The sequence below is a fragment of the Sphingomonas sp. KR3-1 genome (assembly GCF_040049295.1).
Lineage (GTDB): Bacteria > Pseudomonadota > Alphaproteobacteria > Sphingomonadales > Sphingomonadaceae > Sphingomonas.
The window spans coordinates 35,979-61,690 of the sequence record NZ_JBDZDQ010000003.1; the positions used below are offsets into that span (position 1 = coordinate 35,979).

Annotated in this window: 27 protein-coding genes; 9 read left to right on the forward strand and 18 right to left on the reverse strand. The window is 67.9% G+C overall.

The genetic code is table 11. The features are described 5' to 3' along the window. Positions 1-283: 283 nt before the first annotated feature. The 3 genes from ABLE38_RS16095 to ABLE38_RS16105 are packed head-to-tail and all read right to left on the reverse strand — an operon-like array spanning position 284 to position 1,902. On the reverse strand, positions 284-724 hold the full coding sequence (locus ABLE38_RS16095; protein WP_348975258.1) for a cytidine deaminase: 441 nt from the start codon (positions 722-724) through the stop codon (positions 284-286). Beyond that, a complete protein-coding gene (locus tag ABLE38_RS16100) occupies positions 721-1,413 on the reverse strand; it encodes a GH25 family lysozyme (protein WP_348975259.1) in 693 nt (230 codons plus the stop codon). The genes ABLE38_RS16095 and ABLE38_RS16100 overlap by 4 nt, the downstream gene beginning before the upstream one ends. 3 nt (positions 1,414-1,416) lie before the next feature. Further along, positions 1,417-1,902, reverse strand: a complete 486-nt coding sequence (locus ABLE38_RS16105; RefSeq protein WP_348975260.1) for a UPF0262 family protein — start codon at positions 1,900-1,902, stop codon at positions 1,417-1,419. Positions 1,903-1,985: 83 nt separating this feature from the next. Between ABLE38_RS16105 and ABLE38_RS16110 the strand changes: the two genes are divergently transcribed. Together ABLE38_RS16110 and ABLE38_RS16115 are read left to right on the forward strand one after the other, a co-directional pair. After that, on the forward strand, positions 1,986-3,479 hold the full coding sequence (locus tag ABLE38_RS16110) for a replicative DNA helicase (RefSeq protein WP_348975261.1): 1,494 nt from the start codon (positions 1,986-1,988) through the stop codon (positions 3,477-3,479). Positions 3,480-3,655: 176 nt separating this feature from the next. Beyond that, positions 3,656-6,130, forward strand: coding sequence for an ATP-binding protein (locus tag ABLE38_RS16115; RefSeq protein ID WP_348975262.1), 2,475 nt, complete (start codon positions 3,656-3,658; stop codon positions 6,128-6,130). Here ABLE38_RS16115 and ABLE38_RS16120 read toward each other — a convergent pair. The 11 genes from ABLE38_RS16120 to ABLE38_RS16170 form a co-directional block, all read right to left on the reverse strand. Further along, positions 6,127-6,891: a phosphoadenylyl-sulfate reductase gene (locus ABLE38_RS16120; RefSeq protein ID WP_348975263.1), complete on the reverse strand. Its 765-nt coding sequence runs from the start codon at positions 6,889-6,891 to the stop codon at positions 6,127-6,129. The genes ABLE38_RS16115 and ABLE38_RS16120 overlap by 4 nt on opposite strands. Further along, positions 6,884-7,309 (reverse strand): DUF934 domain-containing protein, encoded by a 426-nt coding sequence (locus tag ABLE38_RS16125; protein WP_348975264.1) that lies wholly within the window; start codon positions 7,307-7,309, stop codon positions 6,884-6,886. Before ABLE38_RS16125 ends, ABLE38_RS16120 begins: the two co-directional genes overlap by 8 nt. Positions 7,310-7,399: 90 nt before the next feature. After that, a complete protein-coding gene (locus tag ABLE38_RS16130; RefSeq protein WP_348975265.1) occupies positions 7,400-9,037 on the reverse strand; it encodes a nitrite/sulfite reductase in 1,638 nt (545 codons plus the stop codon). A gap of 2 nt (positions 9,038-9,039) precedes the next feature. Further along, entirely contained in the window at positions 9,040-9,336 is a 297-nt protein-coding gene (locus ABLE38_RS16135) for a DUF2849 domain-containing protein (RefSeq protein WP_348975266.1), read from the reverse strand. Further along, entirely contained in the window at positions 9,333-10,118 is a 786-nt protein-coding gene (gene cobA / locus ABLE38_RS16140; RefSeq protein ID WP_348975267.1) for a uroporphyrinogen-III C-methyltransferase, read from the reverse strand. Before cobA ends, ABLE38_RS16135 begins: the two co-directional genes overlap by 4 nt. A 224-nt stretch (positions 10,119-10,342) precedes the next feature. Continuing rightward, complete coding sequence (locus ABLE38_RS16145) at positions 10,343-10,828, reverse strand: PilZ domain-containing protein (RefSeq protein ID WP_348975268.1); 486 nt, start codon at positions 10,826-10,828, stop codon at positions 10,343-10,345. A gap of 81 nt (positions 10,829-10,909) precedes the next feature. Beyond that, positions 10,910-12,193 (reverse strand): cellulase family glycosylhydrolase, encoded by a 1,284-nt coding sequence (locus tag ABLE38_RS16150; protein ID WP_348975269.1) that lies wholly within the window; start codon positions 12,191-12,193, stop codon positions 10,910-10,912. A 151-nt stretch (positions 12,194-12,344) separates the two neighbouring features. After that, complete coding sequence (locus ABLE38_RS16155) at positions 12,345-12,605, reverse strand: zf-TFIIB domain-containing protein (RefSeq protein ID WP_348975270.1); 261 nt, start codon at positions 12,603-12,605, stop codon at positions 12,345-12,347. Continuing rightward, positions 12,602-13,312 carry a Bax inhibitor-1/YccA family protein gene (locus ABLE38_RS16160; RefSeq protein WP_348975271.1) on the reverse strand — a complete coding sequence of 237 codons (711 nt, stop codon included), beginning with the start codon at positions 13,310-13,312 and terminating at the stop codon, positions 12,602-12,604. Before ABLE38_RS16160 ends, ABLE38_RS16155 begins: the two co-directional genes overlap by 4 nt. Before the next feature lie 365 nt (positions 13,313-13,677). Further along, positions 13,678-15,093, reverse strand: coding sequence for a succinylglutamate-semialdehyde dehydrogenase (gene astD / locus ABLE38_RS16165; protein ID WP_348975272.1), 1,416 nt, complete (start codon positions 15,091-15,093; stop codon positions 13,678-13,680). 61 nt (positions 15,094-15,154) lie between these two features. Beyond that, positions 15,155-16,504: a protein adenylyltransferase SelO family protein gene (locus tag ABLE38_RS16170; protein WP_348975273.1), complete on the reverse strand. Its 1,350-nt coding sequence runs from the start codon at positions 16,502-16,504 to the stop codon at positions 15,155-15,157. A gap of 18 nt (positions 16,505-16,522) precedes the next feature. Here ABLE38_RS16170 and ABLE38_RS16175 point away from each other — a divergent pair, with 18 nt between their 5' ends. From ABLE38_RS16175 to ABLE38_RS16185, 3 genes are all read left to right on the forward strand, one after another. Next, the gene (locus ABLE38_RS16175) at positions 16,523-17,395 is read left to right on the forward strand and encodes an alpha/beta hydrolase (RefSeq protein WP_348975274.1); all 873 of its coding nucleotides are present in this window, start codon (positions 16,523-16,525) and stop codon (positions 17,393-17,395) included. 116 nt (positions 17,396-17,511) lie between these two features. Beyond that, positions 17,512-18,645 carry a glycosyltransferase gene (locus ABLE38_RS16180; protein WP_348975275.1) on the forward strand — a complete coding sequence of 378 codons (1,134 nt, stop codon included), beginning with the start codon at positions 17,512-17,514 and terminating at the stop codon, positions 18,643-18,645. A gap of 64 nt (positions 18,646-18,709) precedes the next feature. Next, positions 18,710-20,113, forward strand: a complete 1,404-nt coding sequence (locus tag ABLE38_RS16185) for a nitronate monooxygenase (protein WP_348975276.1) — start codon at positions 18,710-18,712, stop codon at positions 20,111-20,113. Between the two features lie 87 nt (positions 20,114-20,200). On the opposite strand, the gene ABLE38_RS16190 is transcribed toward ABLE38_RS16185, so the two are convergent. Further along, positions 20,201-20,671 carry a PilZ domain-containing protein gene (locus ABLE38_RS16190; RefSeq protein WP_348975277.1) on the reverse strand — a complete coding sequence of 157 codons (471 nt, stop codon included), beginning with the start codon at positions 20,669-20,671 and terminating at the stop codon, positions 20,201-20,203. Positions 20,672-20,793: 122 nt separating this feature from the next. Continuing rightward, positions 20,794-21,792 (reverse strand): D-glycerate dehydrogenase, encoded by a 999-nt coding sequence (locus ABLE38_RS16195; protein WP_348975278.1) that lies wholly within the window; start codon positions 21,790-21,792, stop codon positions 20,794-20,796. Between the two features lie 98 nt (positions 21,793-21,890). Here ABLE38_RS16195 and ABLE38_RS16200 point away from each other — a divergent pair, with 98 nt between their 5' ends. Next, the gene (locus ABLE38_RS16200; RefSeq protein ID WP_348975279.1) at positions 21,891-22,367 is read left to right on the forward strand and encodes an SH3 domain-containing protein; all 477 of its coding nucleotides are present in this window, start codon (positions 21,891-21,893) and stop codon (positions 22,365-22,367) included. Between the two features lie 268 nt (positions 22,368-22,635). Further along, complete coding sequence (locus tag ABLE38_RS16205) at positions 22,636-23,031, forward strand: lysozyme inhibitor LprI family protein (RefSeq protein ID WP_348975280.1); 396 nt, start codon at positions 22,636-22,638, stop codon at positions 23,029-23,031. Here ABLE38_RS16205 and ABLE38_RS16210 read toward each other — a convergent pair. Next, complete coding sequence (locus ABLE38_RS16210) at positions 23,028-23,312, reverse strand: hypothetical protein (RefSeq protein ID WP_348975281.1); 285 nt, start codon at positions 23,310-23,312, stop codon at positions 23,028-23,030. The genes ABLE38_RS16205 and ABLE38_RS16210 overlap by 4 nt on opposite strands. Before the next feature lie 102 nt (positions 23,313-23,414). Beyond that, a complete protein-coding gene (locus ABLE38_RS16215) occupies positions 23,415-24,602 on the reverse strand; it encodes an acetyl-CoA C-acyltransferase (RefSeq protein ID WP_348975282.1) in 1,188 nt (395 codons plus the stop codon). Between the two features lie 39 nt (positions 24,603-24,641). Between ABLE38_RS16215 and ABLE38_RS16220 the strand changes: the two genes are divergently transcribed. Then, positions 24,642-24,950, forward strand: a complete 309-nt coding sequence (locus ABLE38_RS16220; RefSeq protein ID WP_348975283.1) for a hypothetical protein — start codon at positions 24,642-24,644, stop codon at positions 24,948-24,950. After that, positions 24,940-25,707, forward strand: coding sequence for a prepilin peptidase (locus ABLE38_RS16225; RefSeq protein ID WP_348975284.1), 768 nt, complete (start codon positions 24,940-24,942; stop codon positions 25,705-25,707). The genes ABLE38_RS16220 and ABLE38_RS16225 overlap by 11 nt, the downstream gene beginning before the upstream one ends. The last annotated feature ends 5 nt before the right edge of the window (positions 25,708-25,712 follow it).

Consider the following 25,712-nt stretch of genomic DNA (forward strand, 5'->3'; position numbering starts at 1 on the left):
TTCGCGGGGATGACGGGGACGGGCAGGGCGAGAGAGGATGACGGAAAGGCCTTGGCGCCGTTCAAGGTTGCTGTTTCCCGGCGAAAGCCGGGGGCCCAGCCCCGGTGCAGTTGGAGGGGCGGTCAAACCTCTCGCACGACATTGCAACTGGGCCCCGGCTTTCGCCGGGGAACACCTGGGGGATCGCTCCGTAATGCAGATACGCCGGGGAGGTGCCCTTCGCGAGCTGAGAAGCCTGTTGAAGCCCAACCACCCCTAGCCCTTCCCTTGCAGGGAGGGGAATTCAGGCCATCCCCAGGTCCTTCGGGCCGAAGGCGGCGGGGAGCAGCTCGCTCAGCCTGTACTCCGCGATCGCGTCGCCGGTTGCGCCGCCGCAATAGACCGGCAGGTCGCGGCCGCTCAGCTGGGCGGCTTCGTTGATGACCTGGCGGCAGCGGCCGCAGGGGCTGACCGGAGCCGTGTCGGCATGGCCCATCCGGCCGCCGATCACGCCGATCGCGACGACGTCCTTGAGCCGGCCCTCGCTGCTGGTCCGGGCCAGCGCCACCGTCTCGGCGCAGAGCGACAGGCCGTAGCTGGCGTTTTCGAAGTTCGCACCGGTCACCACGGTCCCATCCGTCAGCAGCACCGCCGCGCCGACGGCGAAGTTCGAATAGGGCGCATAGGCATTTTTCGCTGCGTTTCGAGCAGCTTCGACAAGTGCCTTCGGATCGATTTCGCTCATTTGACCATCACGTCCCAATTGACCGGAGCGTCGACCCCCTCGATGCGGCGGTGGCGCGTTGCCTGCCATATCGACCATGGCCGCGCGAAATACGAGGGGGGGAAGAAGCTCTGCTGCGCCCAGAGCAGGCGCGGGAAGGCGTCGCTGAGCCGATACTGGCTTTCGAAGGCCGGAGAGACCAGCAGGATCGCCGGCTTGCCGATATGCGTCTCGACATCGTGGAGGAAGCGACCGAGCTCGCCGATCACCACTTGGCGCTCGGGGCGGGCCGGGCAATCGGGCTGGAAGTCGATCTCGACCGCGGGCGGCAGCTGATCGTCCGAGCGCGGCACGGTGATCATGAAATTGCCCGACTGGTCGGTGGCGAGCTGGCAGAGCGAATAGACGTGGAGCGCGCCTCGGCGGATGCCCGCCTCGAACGTCCAGCGCCAATTCTCGGGGAAGCGAAGATCGCGTGCGGTGGCGCCGGTGGTGGCGCGGATATAGGCGAAGTCGATCCCCGACTTCTTCGCGGTCCACCATTCGATTGGACCGGTCTCTTCGGACACATCGACGCCCTGGACCGGGAAATCGCCGGGCGAGGGGCGCCAGCGCGAGGCGAACAGCCAGGCGCTCCAGCCGAGCAGCCCCAGGAGGATCAGCCCCGGCACGACGAAGCGCAGCCGGCGCATCCAGATGCGCGCGTGCATTCGTCAGCCCTTGATGTGGAGGACGCAGATCAGCGTGAACAGGCGGCGGGCAGTGTCGAAATCCACGTCGATCTTGCCTTCCAGCCGTTCCTTGAGCAGCGTCGCCGCGTCGTTGTGGATGCCGCGCCGCGCCATGTCGACGGTCTCGATCTGGGCGGGCGTGGCGTTGCGAATCGCGGCATAATAGCTGTCGCAGATCGCGAAGTAATCGCGGATCGGGCGGCGAAAGGCGGCGAGGCCGAGGATCAGCGATTCCTGGTGGGTGCCGTCCGCCCGGTTGATCTCGAGCGCGAGCCGCCCTTCCTGCACCGCGAGATGGAGCTTGAACGGGCCGGCATAGCCGTCCGCCTGGGGGCGCTGCGGCGCGAAGTGATTGTCCTCGAGCAGGTCGAAGATCGCGATGCGGCGCTCCTGCTCGATATCCGCCGAGCGCCACAGAATGGTGCGCTCGTCCAGCGTTACGTCGATGATGCGCGGATCGGCGGCCATACCGGCGTTGCTTTGCGGCCAATCAACGCTTTCCACAAGCATGTGCATTGCCGGAAGCGCCGGCCCGCGCGCATAGGGACCGCATGGTGCAACCGATCCCGCTTCCGATTCCCGATTCTCCCGAAGGCACGACCCTGCCCGCGAACGTGGAGGCGGAAGCCGCGCTGCTCGGCGCGATGATGATCGACAACCGCGTGGCGGAGGACGTGCTCCAGAAGCTGCGCCCCGAGCATTTCTACGAGCCGCTGCACGGGCGGATCTATGACGCGATCTCGACCTTGGTGGGCGACAACCGGCTCGCCACCCCGGTGACGCTCAAGCCGCTGTTCCAGGCCGATGCGGCGATGAAGGAGCTGGGCGGGCCGGCCTATCTGGCGCAGCTGACCGGCAACCCGGCCAGCCTGATCGGCGCGCGGGCGTTCGCGGACCAGGTCTATGACCTGGCCGTGCTTCGCGCGCTGGTGGGGGTGGGGCGCCACCTGGTCGACAGCGCGCTCGACACCAGCGAGGAGATCAATCCCGCCAAGCAGATCGAACAGGCCGAGCTCAAGCTCTACGAAGTCGCGGAGAAGGGCGGCGAGGATACCGGCGCCAAGAACTTCATGCGCGCGGCGACGGTGGCGGTGCGCAACACCGAGCGGGCGATGAACTCGGGCGGCAGCGTGTCGGGTATCACCTCGGGCCTGACCGACTTCAATGCGATGACCGGCGGCCTCAACCGTTCCGACCTTCTGATCCTCGCCGGCCGTCCGGGCATGGGCAAGACCTCGCTCGCGACCAACATGGCGTTCAACGCGGCGAAGCGGTACCTCGACGACATGGAGGCCGGGATCCCGGAGGAGAAGTCGATCGGCGCGCCGGTGGCGTTCTTCAGCCTCGAAATGTCGGCCGACCAGCTGGCGCTGCGTATCCTGTCCGAACAGTCCGAAGTGTCGTCGGAGAAGCTGCGTACCGGCAACATCTCGGGCCCCGAATTCATGAAGTTCGCGCGCGCTGCGGGCGATCTCGAGCGGCTGCCGCTCTATATCGACGACACGCCGGGCCTGACGATCGCCGCGCTGCGCACCCGCGCGCGGCGTCTCAAGCGCCAGCACAAGATCGGCTTCGTCGTGGTCGACTATCTCCAGCTGCTCACCGGCTCGGCCAAGGCGTCGGGCGACGGGCGCGTGCAGGAAATCTCGGAGATCAGCCGCGGCCTCAAGACGCTCGCCAAGGAGCTGCACGTGCCGGTGCTGGCGCTCTCCCAGCTGAGCCGCGCGGTGGAAAGCCGCGAGGACAAGCGCCCGCAGCTCTCCGACCTTCGCGAATCCGGCTCGATCGAGCAGGACGCCGACATCGTGCTGTTCGTCTACCGCGACGAATATTATCACGATTTCAAGGCGCCCAAGGTGCCCGACGGCAATTCGACGCCCGACGAGATCGCCAAGTACCAGGCCTGGCAGGACCACCAGCTCCAGGTGGCGAACAAGGCGAGCGTGATCATCGCCAAGCAGCGCCACGGCGCGACGGGTACGGTCGACCTGCGCTTCGACCGCCAGTTCACCAAGTTCAGCGACCTGGTGCCGGGGGGGTATTGAGGCGGTCCCTTGTTTGCGCCTTTGCTGTTCCCCGGCTTTCGCCGGGGAACAGTTTAGGGCGTTCTCCCTGTCACCCACAGCTTTCAGTCGCCAACCGAAACCAAATCGGGCACGATGCGTCTTAGCGAGGCGCGGCCGACGGGCCGCGCGCGGAATAGAGCGGCGACCGGGGCCTGATGACTGAAATGACGCCGGAGGAGCGCGAGCGGCAACGACTGAAGGCGCTCGAGGCCTACGACATCCTCGATACCGAGACCGAGCCGGCGTTCGACGAGATCGCGCGGCTGGCGGCGGATATCTGCGGCACGCCGATCGCGGTGGTGAACCTGGTCGCGAGCGACCGGCAGTTCTTCAAGGCCGAGGTGGGGCTGGGCGTGCGCGAGACGCCGCTCGACACCAGCTTCTGCGCGCATGCGCTGCTCGAACCCGAGTTCCTCGAAATCCCCGACGCGACGCAGGACAAGCGCTTCGTCGGCAATCCGCTGGTGACCGGCGAGGCGCATCTGCGCTTCTATGCCGGCGCGCTGCTCAAGGGCGATGACGGCCTGCCGATCGGCACGCTGTGCGTGCTCGACACCCAGCCCAGGCAGCTGACCGAGCTGCAGCGGCGCACGCTGCAGGTGCTGGCGCGCCAGGTGATGGGGCAGCTCGACCTGCGCCGCGAGCTGCGCCAGCGCGACGAGGCGGACCTGCGCTACCAGACGCTGTTCGATTCGATGGACGAAGGCTTCTGCATCATCGAGTTCTTCGATGGGCCGCACGGGCCGCTGAGCGACTATGTCCATGTCGAGGCCAATGCCGCCTATGCGCGGCACGCCGGCATCCCCAATGTCGTCGGGCAGAAGCTGCGCGAGATGGTGGCGGACGAGGCGGACGACTGGGTGGCGCGCTATGGCGGCGTGCTGCGCACCGGCGTGCCGATCCGCTTCGAGCGAGAGCTGGAGGCGACCGGGCGCTATCTGTCGCTCTCGGCGTTCCGGATCGAGCCGGCGAGCCGCAAGCAGGTCGCGGTGCTGTTCCAGGACGTGACCGCGCGGCGCGTGGCGGAGGAGAATCTGCGCGAGCTCAACCAGACGCTCGAGGCGCGCGTGGCGGAGGCGCTGGCCGAGCGGGCGGTGCTGGCGGACATCGTCGACGGCACCGAAGGCTTCGTCCAGGTCGTCGACATGGAGGGCCGCTGGCTCGCGGTGAACAGCGCGGCGATGGCCGAGTTCGAGCGGATCTTCGGGGTGCGCCCGGTGATCGGCGCGCGGCAGGTCGACATGCTCGAAGGGCATCCGCACCAGGAAAAGGTGCGCGGCGTGTGGGACCGCGCGCTGGCCGAGGACGGCTATTCCGACGTGATCGAATATGCGGCGCCCGACGGGAAGCTGCATTTCTACGAGCAGCGCTTCAGCTCGCTGCGCGATGCCGAGGGACGCAAGATCGGCGCCTTCACCTTCGTGTTCGACGTGACCGAGCGGCTCGACGAGCAGCAGCGGCTGCACCAGGCCGAGGAGGCGCTGCGCCAGGCGCAGAAGATGGAAGCGGTGGGCCAGCTGACCGGCGGCATCGCCCACGACTTCAACAATCTGCTCGCCGGGATTTCGGGCGCGTTCGAGATGATCGGCACGCGGCTCAGCCAGGGGCGCAGCCGCGACGTGGAGAAATATCTCGCGGCCGGCCAGGGCGCGACGCGGCGCGCGGCGGCGCTGACGCACCGGCTGCTCGCCTTCTCGCGGCGGCAAACGCTGTCTCCCAAGGCAGTGGTGATCAACCGGCTGCTCGCCGACCTGGTCGAGCTGGTCCAGCGCACCGTCGGGCCGGGGATCGAGGTGGAGACGATCGCGGCGGGCGGGCTGTGGCCGACCTTGGTCGATGCCAACCAGCTCGAGAATGCGATCCTCAATCTGTGCATCAACGCGCGCGACGCGATGCCGAGCGGCGGCAAGATCACGATCGAGACGGGCAACAAATGGCTCGACCAGCGCACTGCTCGCGAGCGGGGGCTTGAGCCGGGGCAATATGTCACCGTCTGCGTGAGCGACACCGGCTCGGGCATCGAGAAGGCGATCCTCGAGCGGGTGTTCGACCCGTTCTTCACCACCAAGCCGCTGGGCGAGGGGACGGGACTGGGCCTCAGCATGGTCTATGGCTTCGCGCGGCAGAGCCATGGCCATGTGCGGATCTATTCCGAGGTCGGGCAGGGGACGATGGTCTGCGTCTACCTGCCGCGGCATCTCGGCGACGAGGAAGCGCCGTCGCTCGATCCGGCGAGCGCGGTGGCGAGCGCCAGCCATGAGGGCGAGGTCGTGCTGGTGGTCGACGACGAGCCGACGGTGCGGATGCTGATCGTCGATGCGCTAGGCGAGCTGGGCTATTCGTGCCTGGAGGCGGCGGACGGCCCCTCGGGCCTGAGACTGCTCGAAAACGCCGATCGGATCGACCTGCTGATCACCGATGTCGGGCTGCCCGGCGGCCTGAACGGGCGGCAGGTGGCGGATGCGGCGCGAGTGCTGCGGCCCGAGCTGAAGGTGCTGTTCATCACCGGCTATGCCGAGAACGCGGTGCTTAACCACGGCCATATCGAGCATGGCATGGAAGTGCTGACCAAGCCGTTCGCGGTGGACGATCTCGGCGCGCGGGTCGAGCGGATGATGCGGGAGCGCTAGAAGCTCGGCTGGTTGGGGTCGCCGTCTTCCACCGCGGTGTGGATGCCGCATTCGGTCTTGTCCCAGCCGCGCCAGCGGCCCGAGCGCGGGTCTTCGCCCGGCTTGACCACCGAGGTGCAGGGCGCGCAGCCGATCGAGAGATAGCCCTGCGCCTCGAGCGGGTGGCGGGGCAGGTCGTGCTCGACGAAATAGGCTTCGATGTCGTCCTTGGTCCAGCTGGCGAGCGGGTTGAACTTCAACCGGTCGCCCTCGACCTCGAAGCGGGGCAGCGCGTTGCGGGTCGATGCCTGGAACGCCTTGCGGCCAGTGATGCTGGTGTCGAAGCCGGCGAGCGCCTTTTCGAGCGGGATGACCTTGCGGATCTCGCAGCAGCCGTCCGGGTCGTAGGACCAGCGCAGGCCGGTGGCGTCGCGCTTCTCGATCGCCTCGGGGTCGGGGGCGATGATCTGGAGGTTCTTGAGGCCGATAAAGTCCACGAGTTGGTCGCGATAGGCGAGCGTCTCGGGGAAATGCTTGCCGGTATCGAGGAAGATGACGGGCACGTTCGGATCGGCCTGGGCCACCAGATGGAGCAGCGCCGCGCTCTCGGCACCGAAGGACGAGACCAGCGCAACGTCGCCGAGCATGTGGTTGCCGAGCACCTCGCGCAGCATCTCGGGCGTGTCGGTGCCGCGGAACAGGTTGTTGAGGCGGATCGCGTCGGCCGCGGTCCAGCGCGGGGCGACGTCCAGCCGGTCAATCTTGCGGGCGAGCTCAGCCATGCCGGCGTTTCCATACCGGCACGGCGGGGTCGGCGGCAGCCTGATAGTGGAACTCGTAGCGGGCGAGCGAGGCGGCGAGGACGGCTTCGTCGACGGGTGCCTCGGGCGCGAAGCTGTCGAAGCCGCAGCGGCGCATCAGCGGGATCTGGTCGACCAGCACGTCGCCCTGGGCGCGGAGCTCGCCCTTGTAGCCTGCCTCGCGCAGGATGCGGCCGGTGGAATAGCCGCGGCCGTCACGGAACTTGGGGAAGCTCACTTCGACCAAAGCGAGGCGGCCCAGATGGGGGAGGAGGACGCGCGCGTCCTCGCCGCTCTCGATGCGGACGGCGGTGGCGTTGGACTGGCCGAGGAAGGAGTCGAGCGTGACCGCGGGCTCTTCGTGCGCTTCGTCGTCGCGGAAGCGGAGGACGTCGCTCATGCCCCAATCTCCGTTCGCCCTGAGCTTGTCGAAGGGCAGGTTTGCGATTGCGGGGTGTGCTTCGACAAGCTCAGCACGAACGGGCTCTTGTCACCCATAGATCGCCTCCTTGAACGGGGCCATGCCGACGCGGCGATAGGTGTCGAGGAAACGCTCGCCGCTCTCGCGCTGCGCGAGATAGACGTCGGTGGCCTTCTCGATCGCGTCGACGATGCCGTCCTCGCTGAAGCCGGGACCGGTGATCGTGCCGAGCGACACGTCCTCCGCGCCCGAGCCGCCGAGGAGCAGCTGGTAGTTCTCGACGCCCTTACGGTCGACGCCGAGGATGCCGATGTGGCCGGCATGGTGGTGGCCGCAGGCGTTGATGCAGCCGCTGATCTTGAGCTTCAGCTCGCCCAGTTCGCGCTGGCGGCCGATGTCCGAGAAGCGCGTGGCGATCTTCTGCGCGAGCGGGATCGAGCGGGCATTGGCGAGGCTGCAATAATCGAGGCCCGGGCAGGCGATGATGTCACTGATCAGGTCGAGATTGGATTCGGCCAGGCCGGCGGCGTCGAGCGCCTGCCACACCTTGTGGAGATCGGCCTGCGACACGTGCGGGAGCACGATGTTCTGCGCATGAGTGACGCGGAGCTCGTCGAAGCTGTAGCGCTCCGCGAGATCGGCCATCACGTCGATCTGGTCGGCCGAAGCGTCGCCGGGGATGCCGCCGATCGGCTTCAGGCTGACCGTGACGATCGCATAGCCGTTCTGCTTGTGGGCGCTCACATTCTGCTGGACCCAGGCCGCGAAGCGCGGGTCGCTCGACGGCGACGGGGCGTAGGTCTCGGCGGCCTGGTCATAGGCGGGCGGCGCGAAATGGGCGGCGATGCGGTCGAACTCGGCCTGGGGCGGATCGATGCCGAGCGCCTTCACCGCGGCGAACTCCTCCTCGACCTCGGCGGCGTATTTCTCGGCGCCGATCTCGTGGATCAGGATCTTGATCCGCGCCTTGTAGATATTGTCGCGGCGGCCATAGCGATTGTAGACGCGCAGGCAGGCCTCGAGATAGCTGACGAAATCGTCGAAGGGCACGAAGTCCTTGATCAGCGGGGCGATCATCGGGGTGCGGCCCATGCCGCCGCCGACATAGATCGCGGCGCCGAGTTCGCCGTCCTTCTCGACGATCTGGATGCCGATATCGTGGAGGCGCATCGCCGCGCGGTCTTCCTCGGCGGCGATCACGCAGATCTTGAACTTGCGCGGCAGGTAGCTGAACTCGGGGTGGAAGGTGCTCCACTGGCGCAGCAGCTCGGCCCAGGGGCGCGGATCGGTCAGCTCGTCGGCGGCGGCGCCGGCGAACTGGTCCGACGAGATGTTGCGGATGCAATTGCCGCTGGTCTGGATGGCATGCATCTCGACCGTGGCGAGATCGGCGAGGATGTCCGGCGCGTCCTCGAGCTTGATCCAGTTGTACTGCAGGTTCTGGCGCGTGGTGAAATGGCCATAGCCGCGATCGTACTTGCGGGCGATGTGCGCGAGCATGTGCATCTGGCGGCTGTCGAGCGTGCCATAGGGCACCGCGACGCGCAGCATGTATGCGTGGAGCTGGAGATAGAGGCCGTTCATCAGCCGCAGCGGCTTGAACTGGTCCTCGGTGATCTGGCCGGCGAGACGGCGGTTCACTTGGTCGCGGAACTCCTCGACGCGCGCGGCGACGATGGAGTGGTCGTATTCGTCGTACTTATACATGATCAGATCACCCAGCTGCCGGCATTGGGGTCGGCGGGCTTGAGGGTCAGGTCCGGGCGCACGGTGGGGCCGAGCGCGCGGATGCGGTCCTTGATGTGGGCGGGGCGCGGGCCCTCGGGGGTGGCGGTGGCGTCGATCACATAGGGGCCGTTGACGCGGCGGGCGCCTTCCTCGGCATGGGCGATCGCCTCGCCCTGGTCGACGACATCGACGGCGTCCTCGACATGGCGCGACCAGCCCGACCCGGTCCACCAGGTGACGTCGCCGCTGGCGAGATCATTGCCGGTGAGCAGCTTCATGCCAGCGCCTCCGAAGCCTTGGCCCAGGCGGCGAGCTTGTCCTGCGCATCGGCGAGCAGCACGACTTCGCCGACGACGATGATCGCCGGGCTCTGCACCTTCTCGCGATCGACCATGGGGCCGAGATCGGCGAGGATCGTGCGCAGCGCGCGGCTGCCCTCGAGTGTGCCGCGCTCGAGCACGGCGACGGGCATGTCGGGCGAGACGCCGTCGTTCATCAGCTTCTCGCTGATGTCCGGGCAGGTGGCGACGCCCATGTAGATCACCAGCGTGCGGCCCTTGCCGGCGAGGCCCGACCAGTCCTGCTCGCTGAGGCCCTTGCACTGGCCGGCGACGAAGCTGACCGCGCTCGACCAGTCGCGGTGGGTGAGCGGCAGATTGACCTCGGCTGCGGCGCCGAGCGCGGCGGAGATGCCGGGGATGACCTCGACCGGAAGGCCGGCGGCGCGCACGGCTTCGACTTCCTCGCCGCCGCGGCCGAAGATGAAGGGGTCGCCGCCCTTCAGCCGGACGACGATCGCGCCGGTCTTCACATGCGCGACGATCAGCGCGTTGATCGCATCCTGCGGTACGGTGTGCTTCGAGCGGCTCTTGGCGACCGAGATGCGGTGCGCCTGGGGGGCGAGATCGAGGACGCGCGGATCGACCAGCCCGTCATGGACAAGGACGTCGGCCTGCTTGAGCGCTTCGACGGCGCGCACGGTGAGCAGGCCGGGATCGCCGGGACCTGCGCCAACCAGAATCACGCGCCCGCGCGCGGTGGGATCGAGGAGCGTTGCCATGCCGTGGAGATGGGCTCGCGGGGCGCCAGGGGCAACGGACGGTTGCTTGGGATGGCGGTAGGGAAACTTTCCCGGGCGCTTCAGGGATTATCGCCTTTTCCCCGGCGAAGGACGGGGCATTGGGTCGGGGTGCGCGCGAGGACGCGCTGCCGCGCGTGTTTTCTGAAGGGCTGGGCCCCGGCCTTCGCCGGGGAAAGCTATTTTGAGCGCGCGAAACACGCGGCCTAAAGGTGCGTGGTGATCTGGTGGGTGAGGCCGGCCAGTGCCTCATAGCCGGCGAGCGCAAGGAAGCCGGCGATCAGGGTGACGCCGAGCGCGAGGAACAGGAATTCGGTGATGCGGCCGGTGGCGCGGGCGTCGCTGCGCGAGCGGGCGATGGCGACGCTGCTGGGCGCCATGCCCAGGCGGGAGACCGGGCCGCTGCCGCGCTCGACCGGCGAGGGGCGGCCCATCAGCCGCCAGATCGGCACGCGATCGCGCGTCCGGATGCCGAAGCGGCGCTCGCTGGCCCAGACGACCTGGCCGACAACGGTTTCGTCGGGCAGTCGCACCTCGACAAAGGTGCCGCGCTCCGGCGCTTCGGGCGCCTGGAGCATCATGCCGTTCTTCGAGACGTTGCGGATGCAGACATCGACCATCGGCCCGCCGGCGCGCATGCGCCCGCGGATGAGCACGGAATGCCGTTCGTCTCTTTGTCTCACCTTGCCCACCTGAGTTTCATAGCGGGGAAAACCCGTAGTTATTCAGGTGGTTGCAGATATTTCGCGGTTAATGTTACGCTACCAATCCGATTAAGCGAGCGCGGCAGCGTGGGCCTGGATCACGGCGCGGGTGGAGGCGTCGCTGTCGAACACGCCGTACCAGCCCTGCGGCTCGTGCGGCGGGTCGCCGAGCCAGGCGGTGTCGCCAGGGCGGAAGCGGTGGTCGCCATGGACAGCGCGGCCCTCGCCGTTCCAGGCCCAGAAGTTCGAGCCGGAGATGATGCCCGGATTGGCTTCGACCGCAGCGTAGATCAGTTGGTAATACAGATCCTTGTAGCCGGTTGCTGACTCCGGATCGTAACCGCCGCCGTCGCGCGGATAGCCGAACTCCTCGATCACCAGCGGCTTGCCGAGATCGGTGGCGAGCTGGATGTGCTGGGCGATGTATGCACGCACCTTGGCGAAGCTCGCCGCATTGGTGCCGGCGATGTCCTTCGCATCGACCCAGCCCCAGTTGAGCGGCCAGATATGCGCGGTGCAGTAATCGATCTCGGGAAAGGCGTGCGCCGCCTTGTAGACCTGGGCGCGCTCGATCGAGCCCTTGAGCCCCTCGCTGCCGGTCGAGACCATGTGCCGGGGCGAGAGCGACTTGATCAGCCTGGCAGTGCCCTGGATCCAGCCATTATAGGCGGGAAGCAGCGGCTCGGCGGCCCTGGCGCTGCCGCCGGGGCGGGGCTCGTTGGCGAGCTGCCAGGCCATGATCGCCGGGTCGCCGGCGTGGCGGGTCACGGTGGCGCGGACATAGTCGTGGAAGAGGCCGACCGCCTCGCTGCTGGCGTAGAATTGCGCGGCCATGTCGGGGAATTCGGGCCAGGGATGGGCGGGGTCGTTCATGTCGAGATATTTCCCGCCATTCACCCAGCTGAGATAGGTCATCATCCCGCCCGACCATTCCCAGAAATTGGTGAGGTAGAGCACCGCCTTCATGTCGCGCCTGGCCAGCTCGGCGAGCGCGTAGGCGAGGCCGTCGATCAGCGCGGGGTTCAAGGCAGTGCCGCGAGTGCGGAAGGCCGGCTTGACCGAGTTCTTGAGCGGCGAATCCTCGGCCGAGGCGGCGATGCGCAGGTTGCGGACGCCCATGGCGGCGAGCGTATCGAGCTCGCGGCGCAGCCGGTCGCGATTGCCCCAGGGGGCGTCGGCGCCGAGCCAGGCGGCGTACCACATGTTGCTGCCGGCGAAGCGATAGGGCTTGCCGCCGAGGACCAGCCTGGTGCCTTGGGCGGAGACGAAGCCGGCGGGGGCAGCGGCGGCGGGGAGCGCTGCGGCCCCCGCGAGCGCGGCGGCGGATCCGAGCATGGACCTGCGGGTGATCATGGTCTTCCTCCCCTGTTAGCGGTCACATCATAACCGCCGCACGGCGCGGAGAGGAAGTGGTTTGGACGGGTGCGGCCCAGCAGGGAGGGGGAGACAAAGCCGCACCCGTCCGCCCGCGTGACTGCGCCTTGCACGCGGGCCGGGAAGGGGTTCAGTCGAACAGTTCCTCGAGGAACGACTTGCGCTTCTTCGGATAGCCGTGGCGATCGTCGTAGCGCGGGCGCTCTTCGCGATATTGCTGCGGGGGTGGCGCCGGCGCGGGCGCCGCGCTGCGCTCGAGGATCTTGTCGAGCTCGCCGCGATCGAGCCACACGCCGCGGCAGCTCGGGCAATGGTCGATCTCGATCCCGGCGCGCTCGACCGGCACCAGCATCGTGCCGTCGACGGGGCAGGTGAAGCCGGCCATGGTCATTCCTCCCGCTGGCCGATCAGGCCGAGCAGCAGCTGGAACATGTTGATCAGGTTGAGGTAGAGCGACAGCGCGCCCATGATTGCGAGCTTGTCGGCCGCCTGGCTGCGGCCGAAATGGGCGTATTCGCTCTTCAGGCGCTGCGTATCCCAGGCGGTGAGGCCGGCAAACACGACCACGCCGACGATCGAGAGCAGCATCTGCAGCATCGACGAGCCGAGGAAGATATTGATCACGCTCGCCAGGATCACCGCGATCAGGCCGACCATCAGGAAGGTGCCCATGCCGGTGAGGTCGCGCCTGGTCGAATAGCCGAACAGGCTGAGCGCCAGGAACATCGCGGCGGCGGCGAAGAAGGCCATGGCGATGCTCTCGCCGGTGAAGACCAGGAAGATGCTCGCCATCGACACGCCCATCACGCCGGCAAAGGCGAAGAAGGCGGTGCGGGCACCCGCGGTGCTCATCCGGTCGATGCGGAACTGGAAGAAGAAGATGAAGGCGAGCGGCGCGAACATCGCCACCCATTTGAGCGGCGTGCCGAAGATCAGCGCGACCAGCGCCGGCGTGCTCGCCACGCCGAGCGCGACGAGGCCGGTGATCGCCAGGCCGATCCCCATGTTGCGATAGATGCCCAGCATGTGCTGGCGCAGCCCCTCGTCAAAGCGCGCCGCGGCGGCGCCGGTGCGGGGGATCTGGTAGAGAGGGTTCACGTGACAGACTCCAATCGAAGCAAAAAGCATTCGATCGAGCGGCCCGGTGAAGCCTCGGTGGAGGAAGGGGGGACTTTGACCGTCCGAACCTGCACCGAGCGCGCTCGATGCGGTCCGACATCACGTGGGCTTGGTAAAGCCCTCGCCAGAGGGGCCCGGTCCGCAGAAACAGAACTAACGATTCAGGGAGAAGGTTTCAAGAGGGTGCCAATTCCTCCCCCAGACGAGCTGAGGGAGGGGGACCGCCGCCGAAAGCGGTAGTGGAGGGGCACGGCGGGCCATCGCCGCGTTGCGGCGGCCCCTCCACCACTCGCTTCGCGAGCGGTCCCCCTCCCCGAGGCAAGCTCGGGGAGGAATGAATTGGGTCAGGCGTCGCGCAACCCCACGCCCATCGACGCGCGGGCCGAATCGCTCTCCGACGAGACCACCGGATAGGCGCAGTAATCGGCGGCGTAATAGGCGCTGGGGCGGTGGTTGCCCGACCAGCCGACGCCGCCAAAGGGTGCCGCCGAGGACGCGCCGTTGGTGGGGCGGTTCCAGTTGACGATGCCGGCGCGGATATTGGCCCAGAACTGGTCGTAGAGCTTGGGATCCTGCGCGACGAGGCTGGCGGACAGGCCGTAGCGCGTGTCGTTCGCCTCGACGATCGCTTCCTCGAAGCTGTTTACCCGGAAGACCTGGAGGATCGGGCCGAACAGCTCGACATCGACCTTCTCGGCCACGCCGGTCATGTCGATCAGCCCGGGAGTGAGGAAGGGGCGGCCCTCGATCGGGCGCTCCATGTGGCGGATCGGGCGGCCGCCCATCGTCAGCAGCGCCAGGAAGCTCTCGGTGAGCATGTCGGCGGCGTCGTTGTCGATCACTGGGCCCATGAACGGCGCGGGATCGGCATGCGGCTCGCCGATGATCAGCCGGCCGATCAGCTTGTTCAGCTCGACCATCAGCGGATCGTAGAGCTTCTGGTCGACGATCAGCCGGCGCGCGGCGGTGCAGCGCTGGCCGGCGGTGGTGAAGGCCGACTGCACGATGAGGACCGCGGCGGAATAGAGGTCCGGCGTGTCCCATACCACGATCGGGTTGTTGCCGCCCATCTCGAGCGCGAGGATCTTCTCGGGCTTGGTGGCGAACTGGCGGTTGAGCGCGATGCCGGTGTTCGCCGAGCCGGTGAACAGCAGCCCGTCGATGTCCGGATGGCCGGCGAGCGCCTTGCCTTCGTCGGGGCCGCCGACCAGCAGGCGGACGCAGCCCGCCGGGATGCCGGCGGCGTGATAGCAATCGACCAGGAACGCGCCCGAGGCGGGGGTCTTTTCCGACGGCTTGAAAATCACAGCGTTGCCGGCGAGCAGCGCCGGGACGATGTGGCCGTTGGGCAGGTGGACCGGGAAATTATAGGGCCCGAGCACCGCCAGCACGCCGTGCGGCTTGTGGCGCAGCGCCAGGCGGGTGTTCATCGGCGCATCGATCCGGCGCTGGCCGGTGCGCTCCGAAAAGGCAGTGATCGAGATGTCGACCTTGGCGATCACCGTCTCGACTTCGCTGCGCGCTTCCCAGAGCGGCTTGCCGGTCTCGCGGGCGAGCAGATCGGTGAAGGCGTCCGCCTTTTGCCGCACGACATTGGCGAAGCGGCGCAGCGCCTCGATGCGATAGGCGAGCGGATGCGCGGCCCAGGCGGCCCAGCTGGCGCGCGCGAGCGCGACTTCCTTGTCCGCGTCTCCGCTCATCTGGCGCCACAGGACGGCGCCGGTCGCGGGTTCGGTCGAGATGATTTCCGTGCCGGGCATTCGATGTCGGGGGGATTGGCTTTCAGGAAGGATGGTGGGGGTATTGCACCAATTCTGGCGGCTAGGCCAGTGCCTCTGCCATGTTCCGGATCGCGGCGACCTTGGCATTGAGCGGCGCCCAATCGTCGCGCTCGGCGATCGCGGCCCAGATCGCCTCGACCTCGTCGATCAGCATCGAGCAGGGCGTGCCCGACCAATAGGCGTGGTCGCGCGGTTTCCGGGGGGCGTAATGCGCGAGCTGACTGCGCAGATCGTCGAACGCTTCGCCATAATGGGCAGGAAGGTTGCCGCCGAACGCTTCGAAGAAGAACTCGTCGAGCGGCGCCAGCGTGGTGGCAAGCGCCTTTTCGAGCGTCTCCGCCAGCACACGGTCCGCCGGGGTGCCGCGCGGCGCGACGCCGAGCCGCCACAGCAGCGCCGCGGTGACTTCCTGCCGATAGGTTTCGGCGAACCCTTCCATCGCCTCGATCAGCGGTTCTTCCTCGGCGATCGGGCGCAGCGCGATGGCGAGCTGCATCGCGTCCCAATAGATCGCCTCGGGCTGGCGGCCAAAGGCGTAGAGCCCGGCATGATCGAAATAGGCGGCGGTGAAGCCCATTTCCCAGAAGGGGGCAAAGCGCCAGGGGCCGTAATCGAAGCTCTCGCCGGTGACGTTGATGTTGTCGCTGTTGAGCACGCCGTGGACGAAGCCGGCGGCCATGAAGCGGCCCGCCATCCGGGCGGTGCGGCGGACGACATGGCCGAGCAGGCGGGCGGGCGCGTCCTCGCCCGGTTGCTCGCCATAATAATGACGCAGGACATAGCCGGTGAGCTGCGCCAGCGCGTCCCTGTCGCCGAGATGGGCGAGGCGCTGGAAGGTGCCGATGCGGATATGGCCATGGCTCATCCGCACCAGCACCGCGGCGCGGGTGGGCGAGGGCTCGTCGCCGCGGTGGAGTTCCTCGCCGGTCTCGATCAGCGAGAAGGTGCGCGAAGTCTCGACGCCCAGCGCCTCGAGCATCTCGGTGGCGAGGATCTCGCGGACGCCGCCCTTGAGGGTGAGGCGCCCGTCGCCGAAGCGGCTGTACGGCGTCTGGCCCGATCCCTTGGTGCCGAGGTCGATCAGCCGGCCGCCGGAATCGCGCATCTGCGCGAAGAGGAAGCCGCGGCCGTCGCCGATCTCGGGATTGTACACGCGGAACTGGTGGCCGTGATAGCGCAGCGCCAGCGGGGTGGGGAGGCTGCCCTTCAGCGGCTCGAACCGGCCGAAATGCGCGATCCATTCCGCGTCGCTCAGCGTGTCGAGCCCGACCTGGGCCGCGGCACGATCATTGCGGAAGCGCAGGATCGTCTGCGGGAAGCGCGCGGCGGCGACGCGATCATAGAATGGATCGCCGAGTTCGAGGATCGCCTGTTGCGGAGTGAAGTCCATGCAGCGATATGGGGAAGAATGGCCGAGCGACGCAACTATTCCGACGGATTCTGGTGGTCGCGGGACGGGATTCGTCTCCACTATCGCGAATATGCCGGGCCGGCGGACAAGCCGCCCGTGCTCTGTTTCCCCGGGCTGACCCGCAACGCGCGCGACTATGAGGCGCTGGCCGAGCGGCTGGCGGGGCAGTGGCGCGTGCTGTGCGTCGAGTTCCGCGGGCGCGGCGAGAGCGGCTATGCCAAGGACCCGATGTCCTATGTGCCGCTCACCTATTTCCAGGACGTCGAGGCGCTGCTCGAGGAGCTGGAGATCGACAGGTTCGTCGCGGTCGGCACCTCGCTGGGTGGGCTGGTGACGATGCTGCTGGCGGCGACCGAGCGCGACAAGCTGGCGGGCGTGGTGCTCAACGATGTCGGCCCCGAGATCAATCCGGCCGGGCTGGCGCGGATCCGCACCTATGTCGGCAAGGCGGTGTGGTTTCCGACCTGGATGCACGCGGCGCGGGCGGTCTCGGTGAGCAATGCCGATGTCTATCCCAATTTCGGGATCGAGGACTGGCTGGCGATGGCCAAGCGGCTCTACCGGGTGAACAGCTCGGGGCGGATCGTGCTCGACTATGACATGAAGATCGCAGAGCCGTTCCGCGTGCCGGGTGGCGAGGCCGGGCCGGACATGTGGCCGACGATCGACGCGATGGCCGGGCTGCCGCTGCTGGTCGTGCGCGGCGGGCGCTCGGACATCCTGAGCGCCGAGACCGCCGACAAGATGGTCGCGCGGGTGAAGGGCGCCGAGCTGGTGACGCTGGCCGATGTCGGCCACGCGCCGACGCTCGACGAGCCCGAGGTGGTGGCGGGGATCGAGCGGCTGCTGGCGAAGGTCAGCGCTTCCTGAGCCCAATTCCGTCATCCCGGCGAAAGCCGGGATCGCGTAAGGCTCTTGTCGCGCGCCTTCGCCTGAGATCCCGGCTTTCGCCGGGATGACGATTTGGCTAAGCACCGCTCCCAACGATGCCGATCCACATCCTCCACCTCCATTCGACCTTCAACCTTGGCGGCAAGGAAGCGCGCGCGGTTCGGCTGATGAACGCGTTCGGCGACAAGGCGCGGCATACGATCGTCTCGGCGATGCCCGACCAGCTCGCGGCGCGGGACATGATCGCCAAGGGGATCAAGGTCGAGATCGCGCAGGATCCGCCGCCGCTCTCGGGCAAGCCCTCGGTCAAGCGCTATGAGGCGATCGCGCGCTACATGCGGCGCTTCGACCTGGTGCTGACCTATAATTGGGGCGCGATCGACGGGGTGATGGCGGCGCGGGTGTTCGGCAAGGGGCTGCCGCCGGTGATCCATCACGAGGACGGCTTCAACCAGGACGAGGCCGAGAAGCTCAACCCGGTGCGCAACATGTATCGCCGGCTCGCGCTGCCCGCCGCCAACGCGCTGGTCGTGCCCTCGACCGTGCTCGAGAAGATCGCGCTGCGGCACTGGCGCCAGCCCGCCGACCGGCTGTTCCGCATCGCTAACGGCATCCCGACCGCGCTCTTCACCGGCAAGCCGGATGCCGAGCTGATCCCCGAGCTCAGGAAGAAGAAGCCCGGCACGCTGGTGGTGGGCTGCGTGGCGGGGCTGCGGCCGGTGAAGGACCTCCCGATGCTGGTCCGCGCGGTGGCCGGGCTCAACGGGCGCTTCAAGCTGGTGATCGTCGGCGAGGGCCCCGAGCGGCAGAATATCCTCGATGCCGCCGAGGCGATGGCGATCGAGGACGACGTGATCCTCACCGGATTCCTGCCCGAGCCGCACCGCTACATGGGGCTGTTCGACGTGTTCGCGCTCTCGTCGAAGAGCGAGCAGGCGCCGCTCTCGGTGCTCGAGGCGATGGCGGCGGGGCTGCCGGTGATCGCGCCGCGGGTGGGCGACATCCCGACCATGGTCGGCCCGCGCAACCAGTATTTCCTGCCGCCCGAGCGCACCGAGGTGCTGCTGCGCGACTATCTCAACATGTTCGTCAAACACCCCGAGGAGAAGGCGCTCGTCGGCGAAGAGAACCGTGCGCGCGCCCGTGCGTTGTTCGATGAAGGCGAAATGATTGCCGCATATGCCCGGCTGTACGGCGCCGCGATGGGACGGCCTGACGCACTGCAATAACGAATGTTGCTCGCTTGTTGTCGCCGATCCGTCTAGCGTCGCCCGAATTTTTATTGGAGGTACTGTGTTCAAGGGTCTGTCTCCCATCCTGTACAACGGCCGCGAGGTCTGGCCGATCGTCGAGGGGGGAAAAGGCGTGGCTGCCACCAACCACGCCAGCGCAGGCGCCTGGGCCGCCGCGGGCGGCATCGGCACGGTCTCCGCGGTCAATGCCGACAGCTATGACGCCGAGGGCAAGATCATCCCCCAGATCTATCGCGCGCTCACCCGCCGCGAGCGCCACGAGGAACTGATCCAATATGCGATCGAAGGCGCCGTCCAGCAGGTCAAGAAGGCCTTCGAGATCGGCGACGGCAAGGGCGCGATCAACATCAACGTGTTGTGGGAAATGGGTGGTGCGCAGCGCGTGCTGCACGGCGTGCTCGAGCGCACCAGGGGCATGGTGGCGGGCGTCACCTGCGGTGCGGGCATGCCTTACAAGCTCAGCGAGATCGCGGCGTCGTACAACGTCAACTACCTGCCGATCGTCAGCTCGGGCCGCGCCTTCCGTGCGCTGTGGAAGCGCGCCTATTCCAAGGCGAGCGAGTGGCTGGCCGCGGTGGTATACGAGGATCCCTGGCTCGCCGGCGGGCATAACGGCCTGTCAAACGCCGAGGACCCGCTCAAGCCACAGGATCCCTATCCGCGCGTCAAGGAACTGCGCGAGGTGATGCGCGAGGGTGGCATCGCCGATACCGTGCCGATCGTGATGGCCGGCGGCGTCTGGTATCTGCGCGACTGGAACAACTGGATCGACAATCCCGAGCTCGGCGCGATCGCCTTCCAGTTCGGCACGCGGCCGCTGCTGACCCAGGAAAGCCCGATCCCGCAGGGCTGGAAGTCCAAGCTGATGGAGATCGAGGAAGGCGAGGTGCTGCTCCACCGCTTCTCGCCGACCGGCTTCTATTCGAGCGCGGTCAAGAACCCGTTCCTGCGCAACCTCGAGGCGCGCTCGGAACGCCAGATCCCCTATTCGACCGAGGCGGCGGGCGACCACACCTTCCAGCTCGATGTGGGCGTGAAGGGCAAGAATTTCTGGGTGACGCGCAACGACCTGCTGCGCGCCCGCCAGTGGTTCGGCAACGGCTTCACCTCGGCGCTGAAGACGCCGGACAACACGCTCGTCTTCGTCAACGAGGAAGAGAAGGGCATCATCCGCAAGGACCAGGCCGATTGCATGGGCTGTCTCAGCCAGTGCGCCTTCTCGTCCTGGGCGGATACCGAGACCAATTCGACCGGGCGGCTGGCCGATCCGCGCAGCTTCTGCATCCAGAAGACGCTGCAGGACATCGCGCATGGCGGCCCGACCGACGAGAATCTGATGTTCGCGGGGCACGCTGCCTATAACTTCAAGCGCGATCCCTTCTATTCGAACGGGTTCGTGCCGACGGTGAAGCAGCTGGTGGACCGGATCCTGACGGGCGACTGATCGCCGGCCTTGCTGGAATGGGGTGCGAACCCTTGGGGTTTCCGGTGCGGCTTCGGCCGCATCTCGGGGAGTCTCGGTTGGTTTCGGTCAGACTTGCCAGAGCGTGATCGCGGCGCAGGCGCCGGCGAAGACGATGGTGACGCCGGCAAGCAGCCAGCCGATCATCGCGCCGGAGCTGTCGGCATCGGGCGGGGAGGCGGTTTGGGCAGTGGCGTGCGTGGCGGACGGCGCGTGGACCTGGCTCGCCGCCCAGCCTTCGTTCGCGGCGCGGAGCAGCGCGTTGAAGTTCAGCCGCTCGATCAGCTGGATGCCGAGCGTCTTGCCCTTCACCCAGATCACCCGGCCGACCAGCGCCAGCGATGCCTTGCGGACCTCGACGACGGAGCCCGGCTTGGGCGGGAAGGGTGCAAGCAACATCATGCCGTGCGGCGAGATGTTGCGGATGGTGACGTCGCTCCATCCACTTTTACTGCGCATCTGGGCGGGGATGACGACTTCCCGCCGGGATTCTCTTGGTAGCATGTCGGTGGTCCCCCAACCGCGTGCCCTAGGTGGCATTGCGTAGGGAGAATTACGCAGTCCGGCGGTTTCCAGCTGCCTACCGACCCTGGTTAACGCGAAGGATGCTGATCCGTATTGGATGCTTCTCGGCAAGTAGTTCCAAGTATTTATAAGATAAACTAGAGCCAGCCATCGAGGACCTGGTCGGGCGGGCGATGCCCGTCGGACCAGGCGCGGATATTGGCGATCACCTTGACCCCCATGTCGTCGCGGCCCTCGAAGGTGGCGGAGCCGAGATGGGGGAGCAGGACGACATTGTCGAGCGCGACCAGCCGCGGATCGACCGCGGGCTCGTTCACATAGACATCGAGCCCGGCGCCGGCGATGCGGCGCGTCGTGAGCGCGGCGATCATCGCGTCATTGTCGACGATCTCGCCGCGGGCGGTGTTGATCAGCCATCCCGCCGGGCCGAGCAGGTCGAGCCGACGGGCGTCGATCAGGCCGGCGGTGGTCCCGGTATGCGGGGTGTGGATCGTCAGGATGTCGGCGGCCTCGAGCAGGCTGTCGAGCTCGGCATGCCAGGTGGCGCCGAGCTGCGCCTCGGGCACCTGGGGCAGGCGGTGGCGGTTGTGGTAGTGGATCTGCAGCCCGAAGGCGCGGGCGCGCATCGCCACTGCCTGGCCGATCCGGCCCATACCGAGGATGCCGAGCTTCTTGCCGCCGATCCGGTGGCCGCGCATCGAGGTGGGCGACCAGCCCGTCCAGCCCCCGGCGCGGACCAGCTCGTCGCCCTCGACCAGCCGGCGCGGCACGGCGAGGATCAGTGCCATCGCCATGTCGGCGGTGTCCTCGGTGAGCACGCCCGGCGTGTTGGTGACGGTGATGCCGCGCTCGCGCGCCGCCTTGAGGTCGATATGGCCGACGCCGGCGCCGTAATTGGCGACCAGGCGGAGGCGGTCGGGCGCGGCGGCGAGCAGCGCGGCGTCGATCCGGTCGGTGACGGTGGGGACGAGCACGTCGCAATCGGCCATCGCCGCGGCAAGCTGCGCCTGCGTCAGCGGCGTGTCGGTGGGATTGTGGACGACGTCGAACAGCTCGGCCATCCGCGCCTCGATGCCGTCGGGCAGCGCGCGGGTGACGATCACCCGGGGACGGGAGGGGCGCGGGCCATGTGCCATAAAGGGCGGCTTGGCGGGTGGCGCGGCGCCAGTCAACGGTTGATGGCGAGGCGCAGGTCAGGGTAAATGGTCCGCACACACGAATTGATGGGGGTCGCATGGGTTTGGGGAAATGGGTCGTGCTCGGCGTCGTCGCGCTGGGGCTGGCCGTTCCTGCCTTCGCCCAGCGCAAGACGCCCTATTTCGTCTCGATCAAGGCCGAGAAGGCGCGGATGCGCACCGGCCCGGGGCGCAACTACCCGTCGAACTGGCTCTACCAGCGCCGCGGCCTGCCGCTGCGGGTGATCGCCACCTACAGCGAATGGCGCAAGGTTGAGGACCCGGACGGCACCCAGGGCTGGATGCTCGCCAACCTGCTCGACGACGTCCGCACCGCGATCGTGATCGGCACGGCGACCGAGATGCGCGACTCCCCGCGCTTCAACGCCCGGATCAGCTGGCGCGCGGCGCCGGGCGTGGTCGGCCGGGTGAGCCGCTGCGCGAGCGGCTGGTGCTGGTTCGACGTCGCCGGGCGTGGCGGCTATGTCGAGCAGAGCCATATCTGGGGCACCGACCCGGGCGAGACGCTGAATTAATTACCCAGATCGGGTGCGAAAGGTCACGAAAGCCTCGACGCGCATGGGGTGAAGATCCTGTCCCTAGCGGTGCAGGCTTTTTACCCGAAACGGGTTTACGTTTGCGCACGAGATCCCGGGTTCGCCAGGACAATGGGCGACGAGTGAGAATCTTCGCGATGAGAAAGAGCCCGCCAAGGGTGACAGGCAAAATGCTACATTGGAAGCCCCCAGGGCATCGGCTGGCACTGAGAGGGTTCGCACGCGTTCGACGAATGAGGAGATGCGAATGACCTTCCGACTTGCCGCTGCCGTTCTTGCCGCGTTGCTTATCGCGGCGGGCGCCCATGCGCAGAGCGCCGGTGCCTTCATGCACAACCCGGCCTTCAAGGATCCCGCGCCGGCGAGGTGTGAGACGACCTTCGACATGCAGCATTGCGCGGCGCACGAGCTGCGCATCGCCGATGCCGCGATGAGCGCGCGCTATTCAGCGCTGCGGGCGCGGCTGGGCGCCTCGGCCCGGCAGCGGCTGCTGGTCGAGCAGCGCCAATGGCTGGCAGCGCGCGACCGTGACTGCGTGGCGATGGGGGACCGCTATCGCGGCGGGACGATGGCGCCGGTTGTGGTGGCGCAGTGCTGGGTAGAGCGGACCAAGGCGCGCGCGAAGATTCTCGCGCGGCGCTAGGCCAGCTTGTGGGGCGTCGGATCGCCGCGTTCCTCGATCAGCTGGCGACGGCCCTCGGTACGAGCCTCCTCGAACCAGGCGCGGGCTTCGTCGGGCAGGGTGGCGAGGATCGCTTCGTCCGATTCGGTGGCGATGCGCGGGACCAGCGCTGCGGCCTCCACGCCGAGCAACGGCGCGAGCAGGCGCAGGGTGCGGGCGCGCAGACGGAATTCGAAATCGTCGAGGCGCGCCGATTCGACCTCGGCCTTTTTGAGCAGCGCGCCTCGCAAGTCGAAGACCATGTCGCTCTCCTCGCGTCATCCCGGCGAAAGCCGGGATCTCGTGCGACTCCTGTCCTGGCCATCGCCTGAGATCCCGGCTTTCGCCGGATGACGGGCGTGTTTCTAGTCCAGCAACTCCACCGCCATTGCCGTCGCTTCGCCGCCGCCGATGCAGAGCGAGGCGAGGCCGCGGCGGGCGCCGCGGGTCTCCAGCGCGGAGAGCAGGGTCGCCAGCACGCGCGCGCCGCTGGCGCCGATCGGGTGGCCGAGCGCGCAGGCGCCGCCGTTGACGTTGAGTATGCCGTGATCGAGCCCGAGCTCCTTCATCGCGATCATCGCCACTGCCGCGAAGGCCTCGTTGACTTCGAACAGGTCGACATCGCCGGTCGACCAGCCCGCCCTGGCCAGCGCCTTCTTCATCGCGAAGACGGGCGCGGTGGTGAAGCGCGCCGGGGCATGGGCGTGGGCGGCATGCGCGACGACGCGGGCGACCGGGGTGAGGCCGAGCTTTTCGGCGACGCTCATCCGCGTCATCACCAGCGCGGCGGCACCGTCCGAGATCGAGGAGGCGTTGGCCGCGGTGATCGTGCCGTCCTTCGAGAAAGCGGGCTTGAGCGTCGGGATCTTGGCCGGATCGCCCCTGGCGGGCTGCTCGTCGAGCGTGACCGAGACCAGGCCCTTGCGCGTCTTCACTTCGACGGGGGTGATCTCGCGGTCGAACGCGCCGCTCGCCTGGGCGGCCTTGGCGCGCTCGAGGCTGGCGATGGCGAAATCGTCCTGCTGGCCGCGGGTGAACTGATATTCCTGCGCCACTTCCTCGGCGAAATTGCCCATCAGCTTGCCGGGCTCATAGGCATCCTCAAGCCCGTCGAGATACATGTGGTCCTTGAGCACGTCGTGCCCGATGCGCGCGCCGGCGCGGTGGCGCATCGAGAGATAAGGCGCGTTGGTCATGCTCTCCATGCCGCCCGCGATCAGCAGGTCGACCGAGCCGGCGGCGAGCGCCTCGGCCGCCATGATCGCCGCCTGCATGCCCGATCCGCACATCTTGTTCACCGTGGTGGCCTCGATGTGGTTGGGCAGGCCTGCCTTGAGCGCGGCCTGGCGGGCGGGCGCCTGGCCGAGGCCGGCGGGGAGGACGCAGCCCATGTAGATGCGCTCGATCGCGTCGCCCTTGAGCCCGGCGCGCTCGACTGCGGCGCCGACGGCGGCGGCGCCGAGATCGGTGGCGCTGGCGTCGCTCAGCGCGCCCTGGAAGCTGCCCATCGGCGTGCGGGCATAGGAGGCGATGACGACATCGTCGGCGGACATATTGGATCCTCTCGGTTGTTGGGGCCGATCTAGTAACTGATGCGACGGTTTGCAAAAGCCGTGGCACCCGGCATGACAGGCGCCAACATGAACCTGGTCGAGATTCTCAAATGGTATGCCTCGATCAGCGGGATCATCGCGGCCTTCCTCGTGTCGCTCGATCTCGGGCGGCGCTGGACCGGGCGGGGCTTCCTGCTGTTCGTCACCTCGAGCATCGCGTGGATCGCCGGTGCGCTGATGACCAAGGACGAGCCGCTCTGGACGCAGAATATCGTGCTGTTCGGCGTCAATTGCTTCGGCGTGTGGCGCTACCTGATCCGCAAGCGAAAGCCGCGGCATGACGATTGATCCCGCCTGGGGCTGGGCAGTGCTGCTCGGCGTGCTGGGGCTGGTCTTCGGCAGCTTCATCGCGACGCTGGCGATCCGCTGGCCCGAGGGAAGGGCGATCACGCGGGGCCGATCGGAATGCGACCGCTGCGGCAAGGGGCTGCGCGCCGGCGAGCTGGTGCCGGTGCTCTCCTATCTGCTCCAGCGCGGGCGTTGCCGAGGCTGCGGCGCGCCGATCCGGATGAGCCATGTGCTGACCGAGCTGATCGGCGGCGCGATCGGCGTGGCCGCGGCGATCGTCTCGCCCGATCCGGCAGGCGCTGCGGGCGCGGTGTTCGGCTGGCTGCTGCTGACGCTGGCGGCGCTCGACGTCGCGGCGCTGTGGCTGCCCAATGCGCTGACCGCGGCGCTGGCGGCGGCGGGGCTGGTGACCGGCCTGCTCGGGCTGGGGCCGCCGCTCGAGGAGCGGCTGATCGGCGGCGCGGCCGGGTTCGGCGTGCTGTGGCTGGTCGCCTGGGGCTATCGCCGGCTGCGCGGGCGCCAGGGGCTGGGCGGCGGCGACCCCAAATTGTTCGGCGGGATCGGGCTGTGGCTCGGCTGGCACGCGCTGCCTTTGGTGCTGCTCGCCGCCTGCCTGATCGGGCTGGCCGGCGTGCTGGGGCTGATGCTCGGCGGGCGGCGAGTGACCGCGACCGACCGACTGCCCTTCGGGGTGATGCTTGCGGCGGCGGCGTTCGCGGTGTGGCTCGGCTTGGCGATCGGGCCGTTGCCGGTCTAGGCTCG

Bases quoted from the DNA above. Each gene is read 5' to 3' on its own strand.
- cobA (WP_348975267.1), bottom strand. From the start codon at position 10,118: ATGGCAACGCTCCTCGATCCCACCGCGCGCGGGCGCGTGATTCTGGTT.
- ABLE38_RS16110 (WP_348975261.1), top strand. From the start codon at position 1,986: ATGGTGCAACCGATCCCGCTTCCGATTCCCGATTCTCCCGAAGGCACG.
- ABLE38_RS16125 (WP_348975264.1), bottom strand. From the start codon at position 7,309: ATGAGCGACGTCCTCCGCTTCCGCGACGACGAAGCGCACGAAGAGCCC.
- ABLE38_RS16100 (WP_348975259.1), bottom strand. From the start codon at position 1,413: ATGCACGCGCGCATCTGGATGCGCCGGCTGCGCTTCGTCGTGCCGGGG.
- ABLE38_RS16155 (WP_348975270.1), bottom strand. From the start codon at position 12,605: ATGACCATGGCCGGCTTCACCTGCCCCGTCGACGGCACGATGCTGGTG.
- ABLE38_RS16210 (WP_348975281.1), bottom strand. From the start codon at position 23,312: ATGGTCTTCGACTTGCGAGGCGCGCTGCTCAAAAAGGCCGAGGTCGAA.
- ABLE38_RS16135 (WP_348975266.1), bottom strand. From the start codon at position 9,336: ATGAAGCTGCTCACCGGCAATGATCTCGCCAGCGGCGACGTCACCTGG.
- ABLE38_RS16150 (WP_348975269.1), bottom strand. From the start codon at position 12,193: ATGATCACCCGCAGGTCCATGCTCGGATCCGCCGCCGCGCTCGCGGGG.
- ABLE38_RS16175 (WP_348975274.1), top strand. From the start codon at position 16,523: ATGGCCGAGCGACGCAACTATTCCGACGGATTCTGGTGGTCGCGGGAC.
- ABLE38_RS16170 (WP_348975273.1), bottom strand. From the start codon at position 16,504: ATGGACTTCACTCCGCAACAGGCGATCCTCGAACTCGGCGATCCATTC.
- ABLE38_RS16195 (WP_348975278.1), bottom strand. From the start codon at position 21,792: ATGGCACATGGCCCGCGCCCCTCCCGTCCCCGGGTGATCGTCACCCGC.
- ABLE38_RS16225 (WP_348975284.1), top strand. From the start codon at position 24,940: ATGACGATTGATCCCGCCTGGGGCTGGGCAGTGCTGCTCGGCGTGCTG.
- ABLE38_RS16130 (WP_348975265.1), bottom strand. From the start codon at position 9,037: ATGTATAAGTACGACGAATACGACCACTCCATCGTCGCCGCGCGCGTC.
- ABLE38_RS16200 (WP_348975279.1), top strand. From the start codon at position 21,891: ATGGGTTTGGGGAAATGGGTCGTGCTCGGCGTCGTCGCGCTGGGGCTG.
- ABLE38_RS16105 (WP_348975260.1), bottom strand. From the start codon at position 1,902: ATGGCCGCCGATCCGCGCATCATCGACGTAACGCTGGACGAGCGCACC.
- ABLE38_RS16205 (WP_348975280.1), top strand. From the start codon at position 22,636: ATGACCTTCCGACTTGCCGCTGCCGTTCTTGCCGCGTTGCTTATCGCG.
- ABLE38_RS16120 (WP_348975263.1), bottom strand. From the start codon at position 6,891: ATGGCTGAGCTCGCCCGCAAGATTGACCGGCTGGACGTCGCCCCGCGC.
- ABLE38_RS16220 (WP_348975283.1), top strand. From the start codon at position 24,642: ATGCGACGGTTTGCAAAAGCCGTGGCACCCGGCATGACAGGCGCCAAC.
- astD (WP_348975272.1), bottom strand. From the start codon at position 15,093: ATGCCCGGCACGGAAATCATCTCGACCGAACCCGCGACCGGCGCCGTC.
- ABLE38_RS16190 (WP_348975277.1), bottom strand. From the start codon at position 20,671: ATGCCACCTAGGGCACGCGGTTGGGGGACCACCGACATGCTACCAAGA.
- ABLE38_RS16215 (WP_348975282.1), bottom strand. From the start codon at position 24,602: ATGTCCGCCGACGATGTCGTCATCGCCTCCTATGCCCGCACGCCGATG.
- ABLE38_RS16180 (WP_348975275.1), top strand. From the start codon at position 17,512: ATGCCGATCCACATCCTCCACCTCCATTCGACCTTCAACCTTGGCGGC.
- ABLE38_RS16115 (WP_348975262.1), top strand. From the start codon at position 3,656: ATGACTGAAATGACGCCGGAGGAGCGCGAGCGGCAACGACTGAAGGCG.
- ABLE38_RS16095 (WP_348975258.1), bottom strand. From the start codon at position 724: ATGAGCGAAATCGATCCGAAGGCACTTGTCGAAGCTGCTCGAAACGCA.